Source organism: Kitasatospora dryopteridis (assembly GCF_050749075.1).
Classification (GTDB): Bacteria; Actinomycetota; Actinomycetes; order Streptomycetales; family Streptomycetaceae; genus Kitasatospora.
The window spans coordinates 7879447-7894445 of record NZ_CP192749.1 but is presented as its reverse complement, the minus strand read 5'-3'; the positions used below and the strand labels follow the sequence as shown (position 1 = coordinate 7894445).

13 protein-coding genes are annotated in these 14999 nt (G+C 73.8%); 8 read left to right on the top strand and 5 right to left on the bottom strand.

Annotated elements, in window-relative coordinates:
- Positions 1-19: 19 nt before the first annotated feature.
- Positions 20-643: a TetR/AcrR family transcriptional regulator gene (locus tag ACQ614_RS36075; RefSeq protein ID WP_363487841.1), complete on the bottom strand. Its 624-nt coding sequence runs from the start codon at positions 641-643 to the stop codon at positions 20-22.
- Between the two features lie 196 nt (positions 644-839).
- Positions 840-3059: an NADP-dependent isocitrate dehydrogenase gene (locus ACQ614_RS36070; protein WP_431683337.1), complete on the bottom strand. Its 2220-nt coding sequence runs from the start codon at positions 3057-3059 to the stop codon at positions 840-842.
- Between the two features lie 336 nt (positions 3060-3395).
- Here ACQ614_RS36070 and ACQ614_RS36065 point away from each other — a divergent pair, with 336 nt between their 5' ends.
- A complete protein-coding gene (locus tag ACQ614_RS36065) occupies positions 3396-4730 on the top strand; it encodes a diacylglycerol/lipid kinase family protein (RefSeq protein WP_431683336.1) in 1335 nt (444 codons plus the stop codon).
- 23 nt (positions 4731-4753) lie between these two features.
- Here ACQ614_RS36065 and ACQ614_RS36060 read toward each other — a convergent pair whose 3' ends face one another.
- Positions 4754-5278: a hypothetical protein gene (locus ACQ614_RS36060; protein WP_431683335.1), complete on the bottom strand. Its 525-nt coding sequence runs from the start codon at positions 5276-5278 to the stop codon at positions 4754-4756.
- A gap of 85 nt (positions 5279-5363) precedes the next feature.
- Positions 5364-5528, bottom strand: a complete 165-nt coding sequence (locus ACQ614_RS36055; protein ID WP_431683334.1) for a hypothetical protein — start codon at positions 5526-5528, stop codon at positions 5364-5366.
- A gap of 79 nt (positions 5529-5607) precedes the next feature.
- Between ACQ614_RS36055 and ACQ614_RS36050 the strand changes: the two genes are divergently transcribed.
- Both ACQ614_RS36050 and ACQ614_RS36045 read left to right on the top strand, forming a co-directional pair.
- A complete protein-coding gene (locus tag ACQ614_RS36050; RefSeq protein WP_431683333.1) occupies positions 5608-6396 on the top strand; it encodes a hypothetical protein in 789 nt (262 codons plus the stop codon).
- Between the two features lie 228 nt (positions 6397-6624).
- Positions 6625-7296, top strand: coding sequence for an enoyl-CoA hydratase-related protein (locus tag ACQ614_RS36045; protein WP_431683332.1), 672 nt, complete (start codon positions 6625-6627; stop codon positions 7294-7296).
- 69 nt (positions 7297-7365) lie between these two features.
- Here ACQ614_RS36045 and ACQ614_RS36040 read toward each other — a convergent pair whose 3' ends face one another.
- Positions 7366-8088, bottom strand: a complete 723-nt coding sequence (locus ACQ614_RS36040; RefSeq protein ID WP_431683331.1) for a TetR/AcrR family transcriptional regulator — start codon at positions 8086-8088, stop codon at positions 7366-7368.
- A gap of 185 nt (positions 8089-8273) precedes the next feature.
- On the opposite strand from ACQ614_RS36040, the gene ACQ614_RS36035 reads away from it, so the two are divergent.
- From ACQ614_RS36035 to ACQ614_RS36015, 5 genes are all read left to right on the top strand, one after another.
- Positions 8274-9728 (top strand): APC family permease, encoded by a 1455-nt coding sequence (locus ACQ614_RS36035; RefSeq protein WP_431684111.1) that lies wholly within the window; start codon positions 8274-8276, stop codon positions 9726-9728.
- Between the two features lie 93 nt (positions 9729-9821).
- On the top strand, positions 9822-11459 hold the full coding sequence (locus ACQ614_RS36030) for an amidohydrolase (protein ID WP_431683330.1): 1638 nt from the start codon (positions 9822-9824) through the stop codon (positions 11457-11459).
- 183 nt (positions 11460-11642) lie between these two features.
- Positions 11643-12146, top strand: coding sequence for a hypothetical protein (locus tag ACQ614_RS36025; RefSeq protein WP_431683329.1), 504 nt, complete (start codon positions 11643-11645; stop codon positions 12144-12146).
- Positions 12116-13546: a hypothetical protein gene (locus tag ACQ614_RS36020; protein WP_431683328.1), complete on the top strand. Its 1431-nt coding sequence runs from the start codon at positions 12116-12118 to the stop codon at positions 13544-13546. Before ACQ614_RS36025 ends, ACQ614_RS36020 begins: the two co-directional genes overlap by 31 nt.
- Positions 13543-14901, top strand: coding sequence for a VWA domain-containing protein (locus tag ACQ614_RS36015; protein ID WP_431683327.1), 1359 nt, complete (start codon positions 13543-13545; stop codon positions 14899-14901). The genes ACQ614_RS36020 and ACQ614_RS36015 overlap by 4 nt, the downstream gene beginning before the upstream one ends.
- The last annotated feature ends 98 nt before the right edge of the window (positions 14902-14999 follow it).

Sequence of the window (14999 nt, the reverse complement as noted above, 5' to 3'; positions counted from 1 at the left end):
CGCACCCGGCCCGCCGGCGTCAGGACGGCCCTGGAGCCTCGTCCCGGCGCCGGTGGGTCACCATCGCGTCCAGGCAGCGCGCCACCCGCCCGTCGAGCTCCTCGACGGGCACGTCGATCTCCCGGGCCATGTGCTCACGGAGCAGCACGTAGCCGTACACGGCGGAGGCCATCGTCGCGTGCAGCGCATCGGGGTCGTCCACCGGCAGCCCGCCCTGCTCGGCCTCGGCCGCCAGCAGCCGGTGCTCCGCCGCCCGCTGGGGCAGCGGGCGGGGCCGCTCGTCGCCGTCCAGCACGAGGAGCGCCATCAGCCGGATCGGGCCGGGCCGGCGCAGCGACGTCCAGAAGAACCGGGAGAGCCGCTTGCGCAGCGGCAGCGCCTCGGAGACGGCCGCCGCGGCGTCCTGGACGCTCTCCTGGCCCTGCGCCCAGAGCGCGGAGCGCAGCAGGTCGCGGCGGGAGCCGAAGTACTGGTAGACGAGGCCGCGGTTGACGCCCGCCTCGTCGGCCACCTCGCGCAGGTTGAGGCCGGCGAGGACGCCCTGCCGCTCCAGCAGCTCGAGTGCGGCGGCCCGCAGCGCCTCCTCGGTCGCCGCCCGGTCGTGGGACGAACGGGCCCGCTGGGGCGTCCGTGGGGTGCTCACCGGGTGACCCTCCGCGTCTGATCTCGGCCTGACCTGCACCGAAGACTCTACGGTGTCCCGGCCCCATCGATCACATGCGGAGGGAAACCCCGGGGTACGGGGCCGGCCCGTACCCCAGTGGCTTCCCGCAAAAGGGCAAGGCCCCGCGGTGGGCGTCCCTGGGTGGGGCGGCCGGCCGCGGGGCCTTGGGGGTGGGTCAGGCGAGGGTCGCGAGGGCCTCGTTGAAAGTCGCCGACGGGCGCATCACGGCCGCGGCCTTGGTGGTGTCCGGCTGGTAGTAGCCGCCGATGTCGGCCGGCGAGCCCTGGACGGCGATCAGCTCGTCGACGATCGTCTGCTCCTGCTCGGACAGCGTCTTGGCGAGACCGGCGAACGCCTGGGCGAGCTCGGTGTCGGCGGTCTGCTGCGCCAGCTCCTGGGCCCAGTACAGGGCCAGGTAGAAGTGGCTGCCGCGGTTGTCGATGCCACCGAGGCGGCGGCTCGGCGACTTGTCCTCGTTGAGGAAGGTGCCGGTGGCGCGGTCCAGGGTGTCGGCGAGCACCTGGGCGCGGGCGTTGCCGGTGGTGGTGGCGAGGTGCTCGAAGCTGACGGCCAGGGCGAGGAACTCGCCGAGGCTGTCCCAGCGCAGGTAGTTCTCCTTGACCAGCTGCTGGACGTGCTTCGGGGCGGAGCCGCCGGCGCCGGTCTCGAAGAGGCCGCCGCCGTTCATCAGCGGGACGACCGACAGCATCTTGGCGCTGGTGCCCAGCTCCAGGATCGGGAAGAGGTCGGTCAGGTAGTCGCGGAGCACGTTGCCGGTGACCGAGATGGTGTCCTCGCCGCGGCGGATGCGCTCGAGCGAGAACTTGGTGGCCTCGACCGGCGACTTGATCTCGATCTGCAGGCCCTCGGTGTCGTGCTCGGCCAGGTACGCCTTGACCTTGGCGATCAGCTGGGCGTCGTGGGCGCGGCCCTCGTCCAGCCAGAAGACGGCCGGGTCGCCGGTGGCGCGGGCGCGGGTGACGGCGAGCTTGACCCAGTCGCGGATCGGCAGGTCCTTGGTCTGGCACATGCGGAAGATGTCGCCGGCACCAACGACCTGCTCGAGCACCACGGCGCCGGAGGCGTCGACCACGCGGACGGTGCCGGTGGTGGGGATCTCGAAGGTCTTGTCGTGGCTGCCGTACTCCTCGGCCTTCTGCGCCATCAGGCCGACGTTCGGGACGGAGCCCATGGTGGCCGGGTCGAAGGCGCCGTGGGCGCGGCAGTCCTCGATGACGGCCTGGTAGACACCGGCGTAGCTGCTGTCCGGGAGGACGGCGAGGGTGTCGGCCTCCTGGCCGTCCGGGCCCCACATGTGGCCGGAGGTGCGGATCATGGCCGGCATGGAGGCGTCGACGATGACGTCGCTCGGGACGTGCAGGTTGGTGATGCCGCGGTCGGAGTCGACCATCGCCAGGGCGGGGCCGGAGGCGATCTCGGCGTCGAAGGAGGCCTTGATCTCGGCACCGTTGGCCAGCGACTCCAGGCCCTTGAAGATGCCGCCGAGGCCGTCGTTCGGGCTCAGGCCGGCCGCCGCGAGGTCGGCGCCGTAGGTGGCGAAGGTCTCCGGGAAGAAGGCGCGCACGACGTGGCCGAAGACGATCGGGTCGGAGACCTTCATCATCGTCGCCTTGAGGTGCACCGAGAACAGCACGTCCTCGGCCTTGGCGCGGGCGACCTGGGCGGTGAGGAACTCGCGCAGGGCGGCGACGCGCATCACGGAGGCGTCGACGACCTCGCCGGCGAGCACCGGCACCTTCTCGCGCAGGACGGCGGTGGAGCCGTCGTCGCCGTGCAGCTCGATGCGGAGGTTGCCGGCCTCGGCGACGACCGCGGACTTCTCGGTGGAGCGGAAGTCGTCGACGCCCATGGTGGCGACGTTGGTCTTGGAGTCGGCGCTCCAGGCACCCATGCGGTGCGGGTGGGCCTTGGCGTAGTTCTTCACCGAGGCGGGGGCGCGGCGGTCCGAGTTGCCCTCGCGCAGGACGGGGTTGACGGCGCTGCCCTTGACCTTGTCGTAGCGGGCGCGAGTCTCGCGCTCCTCGTCGGTCTTCGGGTCGTCCGGGTAGTCCGGCAGGGCGTAGCCCTGGGCCTGCAGCTCGGCGACGGCCGCCTTGAGCTGCGGGATGGAGGCCGAGATGTTCGGCAGCTTGATGATGTTGGCACCGGGGGTCTTGGCCAGCTCGCCGAGCTCGGCGAGGGCGTCGTCGATGCGCTGGCCCTCCTCGAGACGCTCCGGGAAGCTCGCGATGATGCGCCCGGCGAGGGAGATGTCGCGCGTCTCCACCTTGACGCCCGCCGTCGAGGCATACGCCTGGACCACGGGCAGGAAGGAATACGTTGCCAGGGCGGGGGCCTCGTCAGTGTGCGTGTAGATGATGGTCGAGTCAGTCACCGGGTACTCCGCTTCACGTGTACAACGTCTCGACGTCAAGATATCTCGTGACGGGCCCTTTCCGACACCGGCCCCCGCATCGAGTTGTCCGCAGGCCGGGATCGGCCGCCGGGGCCACCTCTCTCTGCAGGTCCGCCGCCTGTCGCGGGTCCGCCGGGGGCCGCCCGCGCGAGGAGCGCGCGTCACGAGAAGTCCGCCGCCACCCTATGACCGTTCGGCGCCCGGCGCGCCGCGACGACCCTGCGAGGGCGCACCGCGTGGCACCGCCGCGGCGGCGCGCAGCGCCTTCTTGCCGGAGTGCGCCCCGTCCGGCGCGCGCGGTGCCATCATCGGGTCATGACGGGATCACGGGACGCAGCCGGACTCCAGGACGAAGCCCGGCGGCGCTGGTCGGCGCGCCTCGCCCTCGCCGCCGCGGCCGTGGCGATGGTCCTGCTGCTCGTCGTCGGCGGGCTGAAGTCGATCGCCCTGCTGGTCGCCGGAATGGCCGCACTCGCCCTCGCGATTGCCGGGCTGTGGTGGGCGCTGACCCACCGCGGCGCCCGGCGGCTGCTCGCGCTGGGCCTGGCGGCGGGCGCGGTGGTCGCGGTGTTCACCGGCTACGCACTGGTCGACCTGCTGTGGGTGGTGCTGACCGCGCTCGGGCTGTGGGCGGTGGCCGTCTCTGCGGGCCGGGCCGCGCTGGCGGGCGGCCGGAGCGGCCCGACCGAGTACCCGGCCGGGCCGGTCGCGCGGCCTTTCCTGATCATGAACCCCCGGTCGGGCGGCGGGAAGGTCGAACGGTTCCGCCTCGCCGAGCGGGCCCGGGCGCTGGGCGCGGAGGTCGCCCTGCTCGACCCCGACCACCACCAGGACGTCGCAGCGCTGGCCCGGCAGGCGGTGGCCGACGGTGCCGACCTGCTCGGGGTCGCCGGCGGCGACGGCACCCAGGCGCTGGTGGCGGGCGTGGCCGCCGAGCACGGCCTGCCCTTCCTGGTGATCTCCGCCGGGACGCGCAACCACTTCGCCATGGACCTCGGCCTCGACCGCACCGACCCGTCCACCTGCCTGGACGCCCTCACCGACGGCGTGGAGCTGCGCATCGACCTCGGCCTCATCGGCGACCGGGTCTTCGTCAACAACGCGTCCTTCGGCACCTACGCGGCCGTCGTGCAGAGCCCGGCGTACCGGGACGACAAGGTCCGCACCGTCCTGGAGATGCTGCCCGACCTGCTCACCCACCAGCGCGGGCCGCGGCTGACCCTGCGCGCCGCGGGCACCGTCGTGGAGGCGCCGCAGGCCGTCCTGGTCAGCAACAACCCGTACGCCCCCGGGGATCCGAGCGGGCTCGGCCGGCGGCCGCGGATGGACACCGGTGCGCTGGGCGTGCTCGGGGTGAAGGTCGACACCGCCGCCGAGGCCGTCGGGCTGCTGATGGGCGGCGCCCAGGCGGCAGGGCTGACGGCCGTCGCCGCCCGCGAGGTCACGGTGGACGCGGACGCCGCGGAGGTCCCGGTCGGCGTGGACGGCGAGGCGCTCACCCTGCCCACCCCCGTCGTCTGCCGCATCCGGCCGGGCGCCCTGCGGGTGCGGGTGCCGCGGCACCGCCCCGGAGTACCGCAGGCCAGGCCGCCGATGGACTGGCGCCGGCTGCGGCGGATCGCCTTCCCTCCGCACGGCACCACGGGCTGAGCGGCCGGGCGCAGCGGCGCTGCTCAGTGCCCGAGGGCCGCCTTGGCGGCGACGATGACCAGGCCGAGCAGCAGGTTGGCCAGGCCCTCCCCGGCCGCCATCCGGCGGGAGGCACCCGCCCTGATCGCACCGACGGTCGCCCAGGTGACCTGCTGGGCCACCGCGACGGAGAGTGCGAGCCAGGCCGTTCCGGCCAGGTCCAGCCTCAGCAGCGGGCTGATCGCCACGGAAGCGGCGGGCAGCAGGGCCGCCTCCACGATCGACCACTCGTGCCCGGCGACCCGCCGCACCTCGCGCCGGTCGATCGGCTGCCCGACGATCCGCTCGCCGGCCACCTGGGCGTACACGTGCGCGGCCCAGAACACCAGGCCGGTGACGATCAGCAGCATCATCAGTTCGAGCCGCGGGAAGTTGCCCGCGGTACCGGCCGTGGCCACCACCGAGGCGGCCAGCAGCGAGCCGTACACCGCCCCCGCGTAGTCCGTCCGGGCCGGGCGGGACCGTTCCTTGGGCACGGGCTTGCCGGTGGGCGCCGAAGAACTCGTCACCCACCCAACATATGGGCCGGAACCGGACATATTGCTGAGCGACGCCGCATTACCGGAGAGTCGGCGCCGCTCGGTCCGGTCCGCCTCAGGAGCCGAGGATCGCCAGTACGACCAGTCCGATGATCGCCAGCGCCCAGGCCCACCAGGTGTCCTTCAGGTCCATCACAGTCCTCCCGTCGGTGTTGCCGCCGATCAGAGCATTCCCATGACGGGCGGTCAACACCACCGGCAGAACGTCGCCGCCGATCACCGGATCAGCCCCACCGGGCCGGGAACGCACCCGTGCGCCGCACGGGTGGCAGTCGACCCAGGGCCGGGCGCGGCGTGCCGTGCAGTCGGCGCAGCGCCGTTCCATGTCATTCGTGTCGAAACATCCGCAGCTGATCGCCCTCACCTTCGGGGAAACGGTCTGGGCGAACGTGATCGGAGCAGCGGTCGCAGCCCTACTGGGCCTCGCGATCGCCCTGCTGTTCACTCGCCGGCTGGAACGGGCCCAGCGCCAGCGGGATCGCGACCTGGCGACGGCAGCCGACCTCTACCGGGTTTACGGCGAGTTCTTCGCCGCCTGGAAGGCCTGGGACGAGCTTCTCCGCGGGGCGGACCCGACAGCGGCCGCCACCGGGCAGTGCCCGCCCGACGGACAGCACCGCCTGCAGGTGCTGAATCTGGCGGCGCAGGCCGAAGGGGGAATGGAGGCACTGCTCGTCCGCCTCACACAGGAACGCAGCCTGAACCAGCGCGAACTGGCAACCCTCTGGTGCCTGCGGCAGGCCGTCAAACAGCTGAGGTACGCCATCCGCGACGACAAGTGGCTGGTCTGGTGGCGGGCGGCCGAGCCGCACCCGAAGACGGGGACTCTCGGCCACCGCAAATACCAGGCCTTCAAGGCCCTCAATGCCCAGGTCGCCGGCATGCTCGTCGACCACGGGAGGAGGCAGCGCCCACGGGGCAGCCGCGGTGTCACCGCCCTCCAGCACGTGACCGGACCCGGCAATGCTTTCAAGAAGCGGTTCGAGGACGTCCTGCTCCGGGAGACACAGGCTCAGCCGGCCCCGACGAACGAACGCGACCTGGCCTGGCTCGTTGTCACCGAGTGTCTCTACCCGGACGTGCTGTAGGCACGCCGAACGGCCCGGCCGGCTCGACGGGCGCACGAACCCGGGCCGGTCGAGGATGCACAGCCGGCTGCCGCCGGGGCGGCCGGGCAGCCCGGCCCTCGAGGTCATGCCCGGGGGCAGACAGCCGGGCGGGCGGCCTGTACGATCCCGTTCACCATAGTTACCGGCGAGTAGCTTTCTGTCCGGCGCCCGGCCGGACGTCCGGGCCGCCCCCGCGAAGGAGAAGCCATGCCCGAGCTCGAGCGCCAGGACGACGTCTTCGTCCTCGACATCGGAGACACCGAGAACCGCTTCCACCCCGACTGGGTCGCCTCGGTGAACGCCCTGCTGGACGAGGTGGAGAAGGCCGAGGGGGCGCGGGCCCTGGTGACCGCCGCGCGCGGCAAGTTCTACTCCAACGGACTGGACCTGGACTGGCTGTTCGCCAACACCGACCGGGCCCTCGAGTACGTCTCCTCGGTGCAGGAGCTCCTCGCCCGGATGCTGACGCTGCCGGTGGTCACGGTGGCCGCCCTGCAGGGGCACACCTTCGCGGCCGGCGCGATGTTCTCGCTGGCCCACGACTTCCGGGTGATGCGCGGCGACCGGGGCTACTGGTGCCTGCCCGAGGCCGAGATCAACATCCCGTTCACCGCCGGCATGTCCGCCCTCATCCAGGCCCGGCTGGCCCCGCAGACCGCACACGAGGCCATGGTCACCGCCCGCCGCTACGGCGGCGGCGACGCCCTCGCCACCGGCATCGTCGACCGCACCGCCGACGAGGGCGCCGTCCTCCGGGCCGCCGTCGAGCTCGCCGCCGGACACGCCGCGAAGGCCGGCCCCACCGTCGGCACCATCAAGACCCGGATGTACGGGCCGGCCCTGGCCGCCCTCCGCGAGAAGGACATCCCGCTCGGCTGAACCCCGCACCCCTGCCGCGCCCGAGCCCCCCAACGCCCCGGGCGCGGCAGGGGCTGCCGTTCGGGGCGATCACACGCCTCGGACCGACCGCCCGGCCGCCGCGACCCGGGCGGCGATCGCGTCGAGGAGGAGTTCGAGCGCCGTGGCGTAGCCGCTGCGCCGCATGTCGACGGCGAGCAGGCGCGCGGTGGCCGCGATGTTGGGGTGGGTGTCCGCCGACAGGGTGCCGTAGTTGGCGTGCCAGACCGCGAGGTCGGCGGCCTGCGCCGCCGCGGGGAGGGCGAGTGCGGCCGCGTCCAGGGCGGCGAAGCCGAGGGCCTGGTCGACGAAGGCGTGGTAGATCCGCACCGCCTCGCCGTCCGGCAGCCCGGCCGCCCGCAGGACGCCGAGGATCTCCTCCACCACCCGGACCTCGTGCTCGCGGCCGGTCGTGCGGTGGGCGGCGAGCAGGGCGGCCTGCGGGTGCGCCTGGTAGCAGGCGTGGATGCGCAGCCCGATCTCCTGCAGGTCGGCGCGCCAGTCGCCGGTGGCCCGGAAACCCTGCTGGGCGCGGCCGATCATCTCGTCGGTGAGGGCGAGCAGCAGGTCGTCGGTGCTGTGGAAGTACCGGTAGACCGCACTGGGGTCGGCGCCGAGGGCGGCGCCGAGCTTGCGCACGGTGAGGGCCTGCGCGCCCTGCTGGGCGACGAGGTGCAGCGCCGTCTCGACGATCGTCCGCTCGGACAGCACGGTGCCCTGCCTGGTCGGGCGCCTGCGCCGCCGGCGCTCCTCCGGAACCACGCGTTCGGTCATGGCCGGTGAGCTTATGACAACAGCATTGACGTGTGAAGTGGCCGAACGGTTTCATTCCCAGCCACCGGCGCCCTCCCTCCCCGCCGGCCACTCCCCCACAGCGAGGCGGTACTCCCTTGGCATCACCGCTCAAGCCCCCCGGCCGCACCGCGGACTCCCCCACCGCGGCCGCCCCCCGTACGACGATGCGCAAGTCGGTCGGCATCGAGGGCGGCGTCGTCATCGCCGCGTCGACCACCGCGGCCACCACCAGCATCGGCATCGGCCTCGGCCTGATGGCGGGCGTGGTCGGCCTGCACCTGCCGGCCCTGATGCTGCTGGCCTTCCTGCCCGTGCTCGCCATCGCGGGCGGCTACGGCCGGCTCAACCGGGTCGAGCCCAGCGCGGGCAACAGCTACAGCTGGGTCGGCCGCACGCTCAACCCGTGGCTGGGCTTCCTGTCCGGCTGGGTGAACATCGTCGGCACGGTCGTCTTCCTCGCCTACACCACCGCCGTGACCGGGTCGGCGGTGCTGCAACTGCTCGGCCTGGCGGGCCTGCACCGGCTCGGCGGCCTCGCCCTCGACCCGGACTCCACGCTGCAGACCACGGCCATCGGGCTGACCGTGCTCGCCGCCGCGACCGCCGTCGCGGTCCGCGGGCTGGACCTCTCCGCCCGGCTGCAGAAGTACCTGCTGCTCTTCGAGTACGCGGTGCTGATCGTCTTCTGCGGCTACGGCCTGTTCGCCGGCGACCAGCCGTTCTCGCTGGACTGGTACAACCCGTTCGCCATCCCCTCGCTCTCCGCGCTGGCCCAGGGCATGGTGCTCGCGGTCTTCTGCTACTGGGGCTTCGAGTCGGTGTTCAGCATCGGCGAGGAGGTCCGCGACCCGCGGGACGCCTCGCGCGGCGGCTTCATCGCGCTGACCGTCATCATGCTGCTCTTCCTGCTCGCCGGCACGGCCTTCCAGCGTGTGCTGCCACCGGCCGAGCTGGCCGACAACGGGGCCCAGGGGCTGACGTACTTCGGCGCGAAGCTCGCCGACCAGCCGCTGGCCGCGCTGCCGCTGGTGGCGCTGCTGTTCTCCGCCGCGGCCTCGCTGCAGGCCGGCATCATCCCCACCGCCCGCGGCATGTTCGCGATGGGACGCGACGGCACCCTCGGCCCGGTGTGGATGCGGCTGCACCCCCGGCACGGCACCCCGGCCGTCGGCACCGTGCTGATCGCCGCCGCCGCGACCGTGCTCGCCCTGCTCTCGCCGGCCGTCCCCACCGTCTCCGACCTGATCTCGGCCGCGGTCAACGCCAGCGGCATCCTCGTCGCCGGCTACTACGCGCTCACCGCGATCGCCGCCGCGGTGCGCTTCCGCGGCCTGCTGCGCACCGCGCCGTGGGAGGGCCTGCGGGCCGTGGTGGCGCCCCTGCTCGGCGCGCTCGTCCTGCTCTCCGTCGGCGGGTACCTGGTGTGGACCTTCTGGACCTCCGCCGACCACTTCGAACTCAGCGCCGACAACGGCTGGTTCCAGCTGCTGGTGCCCGCGCTGATGGCAGGCTCCGGTCTGCTGGCCGCGGCCTGGGCCCGCTGGGTGCGCCGCTCACCGTACTTCGACCGCCGGGCGCAGGCCCCGGCCGCCGAGCCGGCCCTCGAACCGACCGCCTGACTCCGGGCCCGGGCCCGTGCACCGCAGGCCCGGGCCCGGTACCGACCCTCACCTCCCGCGGCACCGCGCCGCCCGAGCACTGGAGCACCACCCATGGCCCAGGCCGACCTGGTCTTCACGAACGGCCCCGTCCACACCAACGACCCCGCCCGCACCCGGGCGACCGGCCTCGCCGTCACCGCCGGACGGATCACCGCCGTCGGCCACGACGAGGTCCGCGAACTGATCGGGCCCCGCACCGAAGTCGTCGACCTGCACGGCAAGTTGCTCATCCCCGGCTTCCAGGACGCGCACGTCCACGCGGTGTACGGCGGTACCGAACTCGCCGAGTGCGACCTGTCCGGCACCACCGGCGTCGACGAATACCTGAGCCGCGTCCGCGAGTTCGGGGCGGCCCATCCCGACCGCGAGTGGATCACCGGCAGCGGCTGGTCGATGGAGAGCTTCGAGGGCGGCCTGCCCAGCCGGCAGCTGCTCGACACCGCCTGCGCCGACCGCCCGGTGTTCCTGCTGAACCGCGACCACCACGGCGCCTGGGCCAACACCCGCGCCCTGGAGCTCGCCGGGCTCACCGCCGACACACCTGACCCGGCCGACGGCCGGATCGAGCGCGAACCCGACGGCACCCCCGGCGGCGTGCTGCAGGAGGGCGCCACCGGCCTGGTCTCCCGGCTCGTCCCGCCGAGCACCCCGGCCGACCGGCTGGCCGGCCTGCTGCGCGCCCAGCGGCTGCTGCACTCGCTCGGCATCACCGGCTGGCAGGACGCCCTGCTCGGCGTCTTCAACGGGCAGCCCGACGTCTCCGACGCCTACCGGACGGCCGCCCTCGACGGCACGCTCACCGCCCGGGTCACCGGCGCCCTCTGGTGGGACCGCGAGCGCGGCGCCGAGCAGATCCACGAACTGGTGGTGCGGCGCAAGGAGTTGAGCCACGGCCGGTTCCGCGCCGGCGCGGTGAAGATCATGCAGGACGGCATCGCGGAGAACTTCACCGCCGCCATGACCAGCCCCTACCTCGACGGGTGCGGCTGCGCCACCGCCAACAGCGGCATCAGCTTCGTCGACCCGCTGAAGCTGCGCGAGCACGTCACCGCACTGGACGCCCTCGACTTCCAGGTGCACTTCCACGCCCTCGGCGACCGTGCCGTGCGCGAGGCGCTGGACGCGCTCGAGGCGGCCGTCGCCGCCAACGGGCGGCGCGGCAACCGGCACCACCTCGCCCACCTCCAGGTCGTCCACCCCGACGACGTCCCGCGCTTCGCCGGGCTCGGCGCGATCGCCAACATCCAGCCGCTCTGGGCCGCCCACGAGCCGCAGATGGACGAGCTCACCATCCCCTTCCTCGGCCCCGAACGCGCCGCCTGGCAGTACCCGTTCGGCTCGCTGCTGCGCGCCGGCGCCACCCTCGCCGCGGGCAGCGACTGGCCGGTCAGCAGCCCCGACCCGATCGCCGGCCTGCACGTCGCCGTCAACCGCACCGAGCCCGGCGCCGGCGACGGCCGGATCTTCCTGCCCGAGCAGCGCCTCGACCCGGCCACCGCCCTCGCCGCGTACACCGCCGGCTCGGCCCATGTGAACGGCCACGACGACGCCGGCAGCCTGCTCCCCGGCCACCTCGCCGACCTGGTCGTCCTGGACCGCGACATCCTCACCGCACCGCCCGCCGAGATCGCCGACGCCAGGGTCGAGCGCACCTACGTCGGCGGCGAACTCGTCCACCTGGCCGGCTGACCGCACGCAGCCGCCCTCTCGCCGCCCGGGCGCGGGGACCGCCGGACCACCGGTCCCGGTCCCCGCGCCCGGGCTCGTACGGCCGGCGCCACCCGCCGCCCGGGCTGTCAGTGATCACCACTAGGTTCATGCGCATCCCGCCGGACCGGCGCGGAGTCCCCTCGGCATGAAGGAGATGGTGTTTTGTCGGCTTGGGAGGAGTCGAGCACGGCGCGCGTGATACCGCCCGCGCGGCCGCGCAAGCTCGCCAAGGTCCCGTTCGTCGAGCTGGCCGACGGACGCCTGCAGGGTGTGGTGTCCAGCGGCTCGGACATCGAGCGGGTCTACGTCTCGTCCGTGGCGGCCGGCGACTTCGCGTTCGCCTGCAGCACCAACAACAACCGGCCCTGCGGCGGCGCCCGCGGCTCGTTCTGCAACCACATCGCGGCGCTGGTCACCGAGGCCGTGCTGCAGTACGGCGCCGCCCGGGTCGCCCGCTACCTGCGGGTCGAGGCCCCCGACGGCGAGCCGACCGCGCAGGGCATCAGCGCCGCGATGACCGCCACCCGCCCGCCGAAGGCGGACAGCGCGGCCGCCGCGACCGTCTTCAGCCGCTTCCTGCGCCACCTCGCCTACCTGGAACTCGCCCCGACCACCGGACCGCTGCCGGAGATGCAGTGGTTCCCGACCACCAGGGCGGTGGCGTGATGCGCGCAGACCTGTTCGCCGAGCCGGTCGCCGGCCTGGAGGAGGCGCTCGCCGCCGTCGACGCCTTCGACCGGGCCCTGATCGGCGGCCTGCTCCGGCCGCAGCCCGCCCAGGCGGCCGGCCTCGCCGAGCTCACCGACGCCGTCGCGGGCACCCCGCTCGCCGCCCGGGTCGCCGAGGCGGCCGAGAAGGCGGCGGCCGGCGCCGCGGGCGAGGAGCACTTCACCGCCCTCGCCGCCGCCCGCACCGCGTTGCTGGGCTCCGTCCACGACGCGCTGACCGCCGTCGCCGACGAGGCCGCCGGACGCACCCGCACCGAGGCCCCGGCCGCGGAGCCGGCCGCGGAGCCGGCCGAGCCGCACGCGCCCAACCTGCAGGCCGCCGCCCGCTCCTGGCTCGCCGACCTGGCGCGCGCCGGCTGGCAGGGCATCGACCACGACCTGGTGTCCGGCTCCGCGCAGCTCGTCTCCGCGATGCTCCCGGACCCTGCCCTGCGCCGCCTCGCGACCCTGCTGGACGGCTTCGCCGCCGAGCTCGCCGCCTCCTGCCCCGGCGCCACCCTGGACACCTTCCCCGTCCGCCGCTGGGCCGACCTGTGGTCGCGGGCCCTGCTGCTGGCCCAGCCCGGCGCCGCGTCCACCCCGCCCGCGGGGACGGCCACCGGCCGCCTGCTGCCGCTCGGCATCGACCTGCAGGAGCACGCCACCGCCGCCCTGGCCCAGGTCCACGCGGTGTTCGAGCCCGCCGACGGCGGCACGCCCCGCCTGGTGCGGGCGGCCGTCGCGGTGCCCAAGCCGGACACCGTCGTCGGCGCCGGCGTGTGGCAGCTGCTCCGCCCGCACATGTCGCTGCTGGCGGCCGTCGGCGAAGGCCGCTCGATGGACCTTGAAGACATGCCGATCACCCCCGAGGGCGACCTGGTCTGGAACGACGCGCACGCCCGCCCCGGCGAGCCCGCCGACGCCTTCTCCACCGCCCGCGTCGTCCTCTCCGCCGCGGAGGCCACGGCCACCGCCCCGCTGGACCGGCACCCGGCCGGCATCGCGCTGCCGGTGCTCCTGGAGGGCTACACCGTCCAGCAGGACGGGGACGCACTGGCGCTGGTCCTCGCAGGGCACCCGGTCGCGGTCGACACCGACCGCATCCCGGCGGCCGGCCCGCTCACCCCCGAGGCCGTCGCGGCCTCCGGTGCCTGCATCGCCCTGCTCCGCTGGGACGCGGGCGCGTACCTGCTGCAGCCGCTCGCCGTCGAGACCACCGTGCGGAAGAAGACCGTCGCCCTGCACGCCGGGGCCTGGGCCGGCGGCACCGCCGACAAGCTCGGCGTCAAGGCCGAGAAGGCCGCCACCGACGCCGTCGCGGTGCTGCGCGAGCGGGCCGGAAGGCTGCTGCGGAAATGACCGAGCCGACGACCGAACAGATCCCCGCGGCCGACGCCGACGAGAACCGCCGTCAGGTCCTCTACTGGCGGCTGCTCGCCCGCCTCTTCGACCAGGAGGAGCAGCCTGCCCTGGAGTCGGCGAGCCTCGCCGTCGTCGAGGACATCGGCCTGCCGCCCGCCCTGCTCGACCCGCAGACCTCCGTCGACGCCGTCGTCCAGCGCCACCCGGAGCTGGCCGCCGAGATCGAGGGCCTGATGGTGCCGGGCGAGGACGGCGGCGAGCGGGACGGGGCCGCCGAGGTACGGCGCGCCGCCCTGGTGTCGAAGGTGCTGCTCAACGTCTACGCCACCGGCTCCGGCACGGTCACCGCCGGGCAGCTGTCCCGCTGGCAGTCCGACGCCGGCTGGCTGGAGCGCGCCCTCGGCTGCAACCCCGGCGAGCTGCGCAGCAGCCGCGGCCGGTCCGGCGGCGGCGGCGCCCAGGGGATCGGCCCGGAGCTGGGCTCCATCGAGGCCGACCTGGTCAAGCGGATGCACCTGCGCGAGGTGCTCGCCGACCCGAAGCTCGCCGCGCAGCTGACCCCGAGCATGTCGCTCATCGAGCAGCTGCTGCGCGACAAGCACAACCTCTCCGGCGTCGCCCTGGCCAACGCCAAGGCGCTGATCCGCCGCTTCGTCGACGAGGTCGCCGAGGTGCTGCACACCCAGGTCGCCAAGGCCACCGCCGGCACCCTGGACAGGTCCGTCCCGCCGAAGCGGGTCTTCCGCAACCTGGACCTCGACCGCACCATCTGGAAGAACCTCACCAACTGGAGCCCCGAGGAGGAGCGGCTCTACGTCGACCGCCTCTTCTACCGGCACACCGCCCGGAAGACCACGCCGCAGCGGCTGATCGTGGTCGTCGACCAGTCCGGCTCGATGGTCGACTCGATGGTCAACTGCACCATCCTGGCGTCGATCTTCGCCGGGCTGCCCAAGGTCGACGTGCACCTCATCGCGTACGACACCCGGGCCATCGACCTCACCCCGTGGGTGAGCGACCCGTTCGAGATGCTGCTGCGCACCAACCTGGGCGGCGGCAACGACGGCCCGGTCGCCATGGCCATGGCCCGCCCGAAGATCACCGACCCGGCCGACACCGTGATGGTCTGGATCTCGGACTTCTACGAGTTCGACCGCTCCCAGCCGCTGTTCGAGGCCATCGAGGCGGTGCACCGCTCCGGGGTGAAGTTCATCCCGGTCGGCTCGGTGACCAGCTCCGGCCGCCAGGAGGTCAACCCCTGGTTCCGGGAGCGCTTCAAGGCCCTCGGCACGCCGGTGATCTCCGGCCACATCCGCAAGCTCGTCCACGAGCTCAAGACCTTCCTCGCCTAGGGGGTGTCCGGCGGATCGTGCCGGGCTCGCGAGCCCCGGCACGCACGTCTGCGTCGTTGCGCTCGTCGCACGCAGCGCCGCTGCGCTCTCCTCGCACG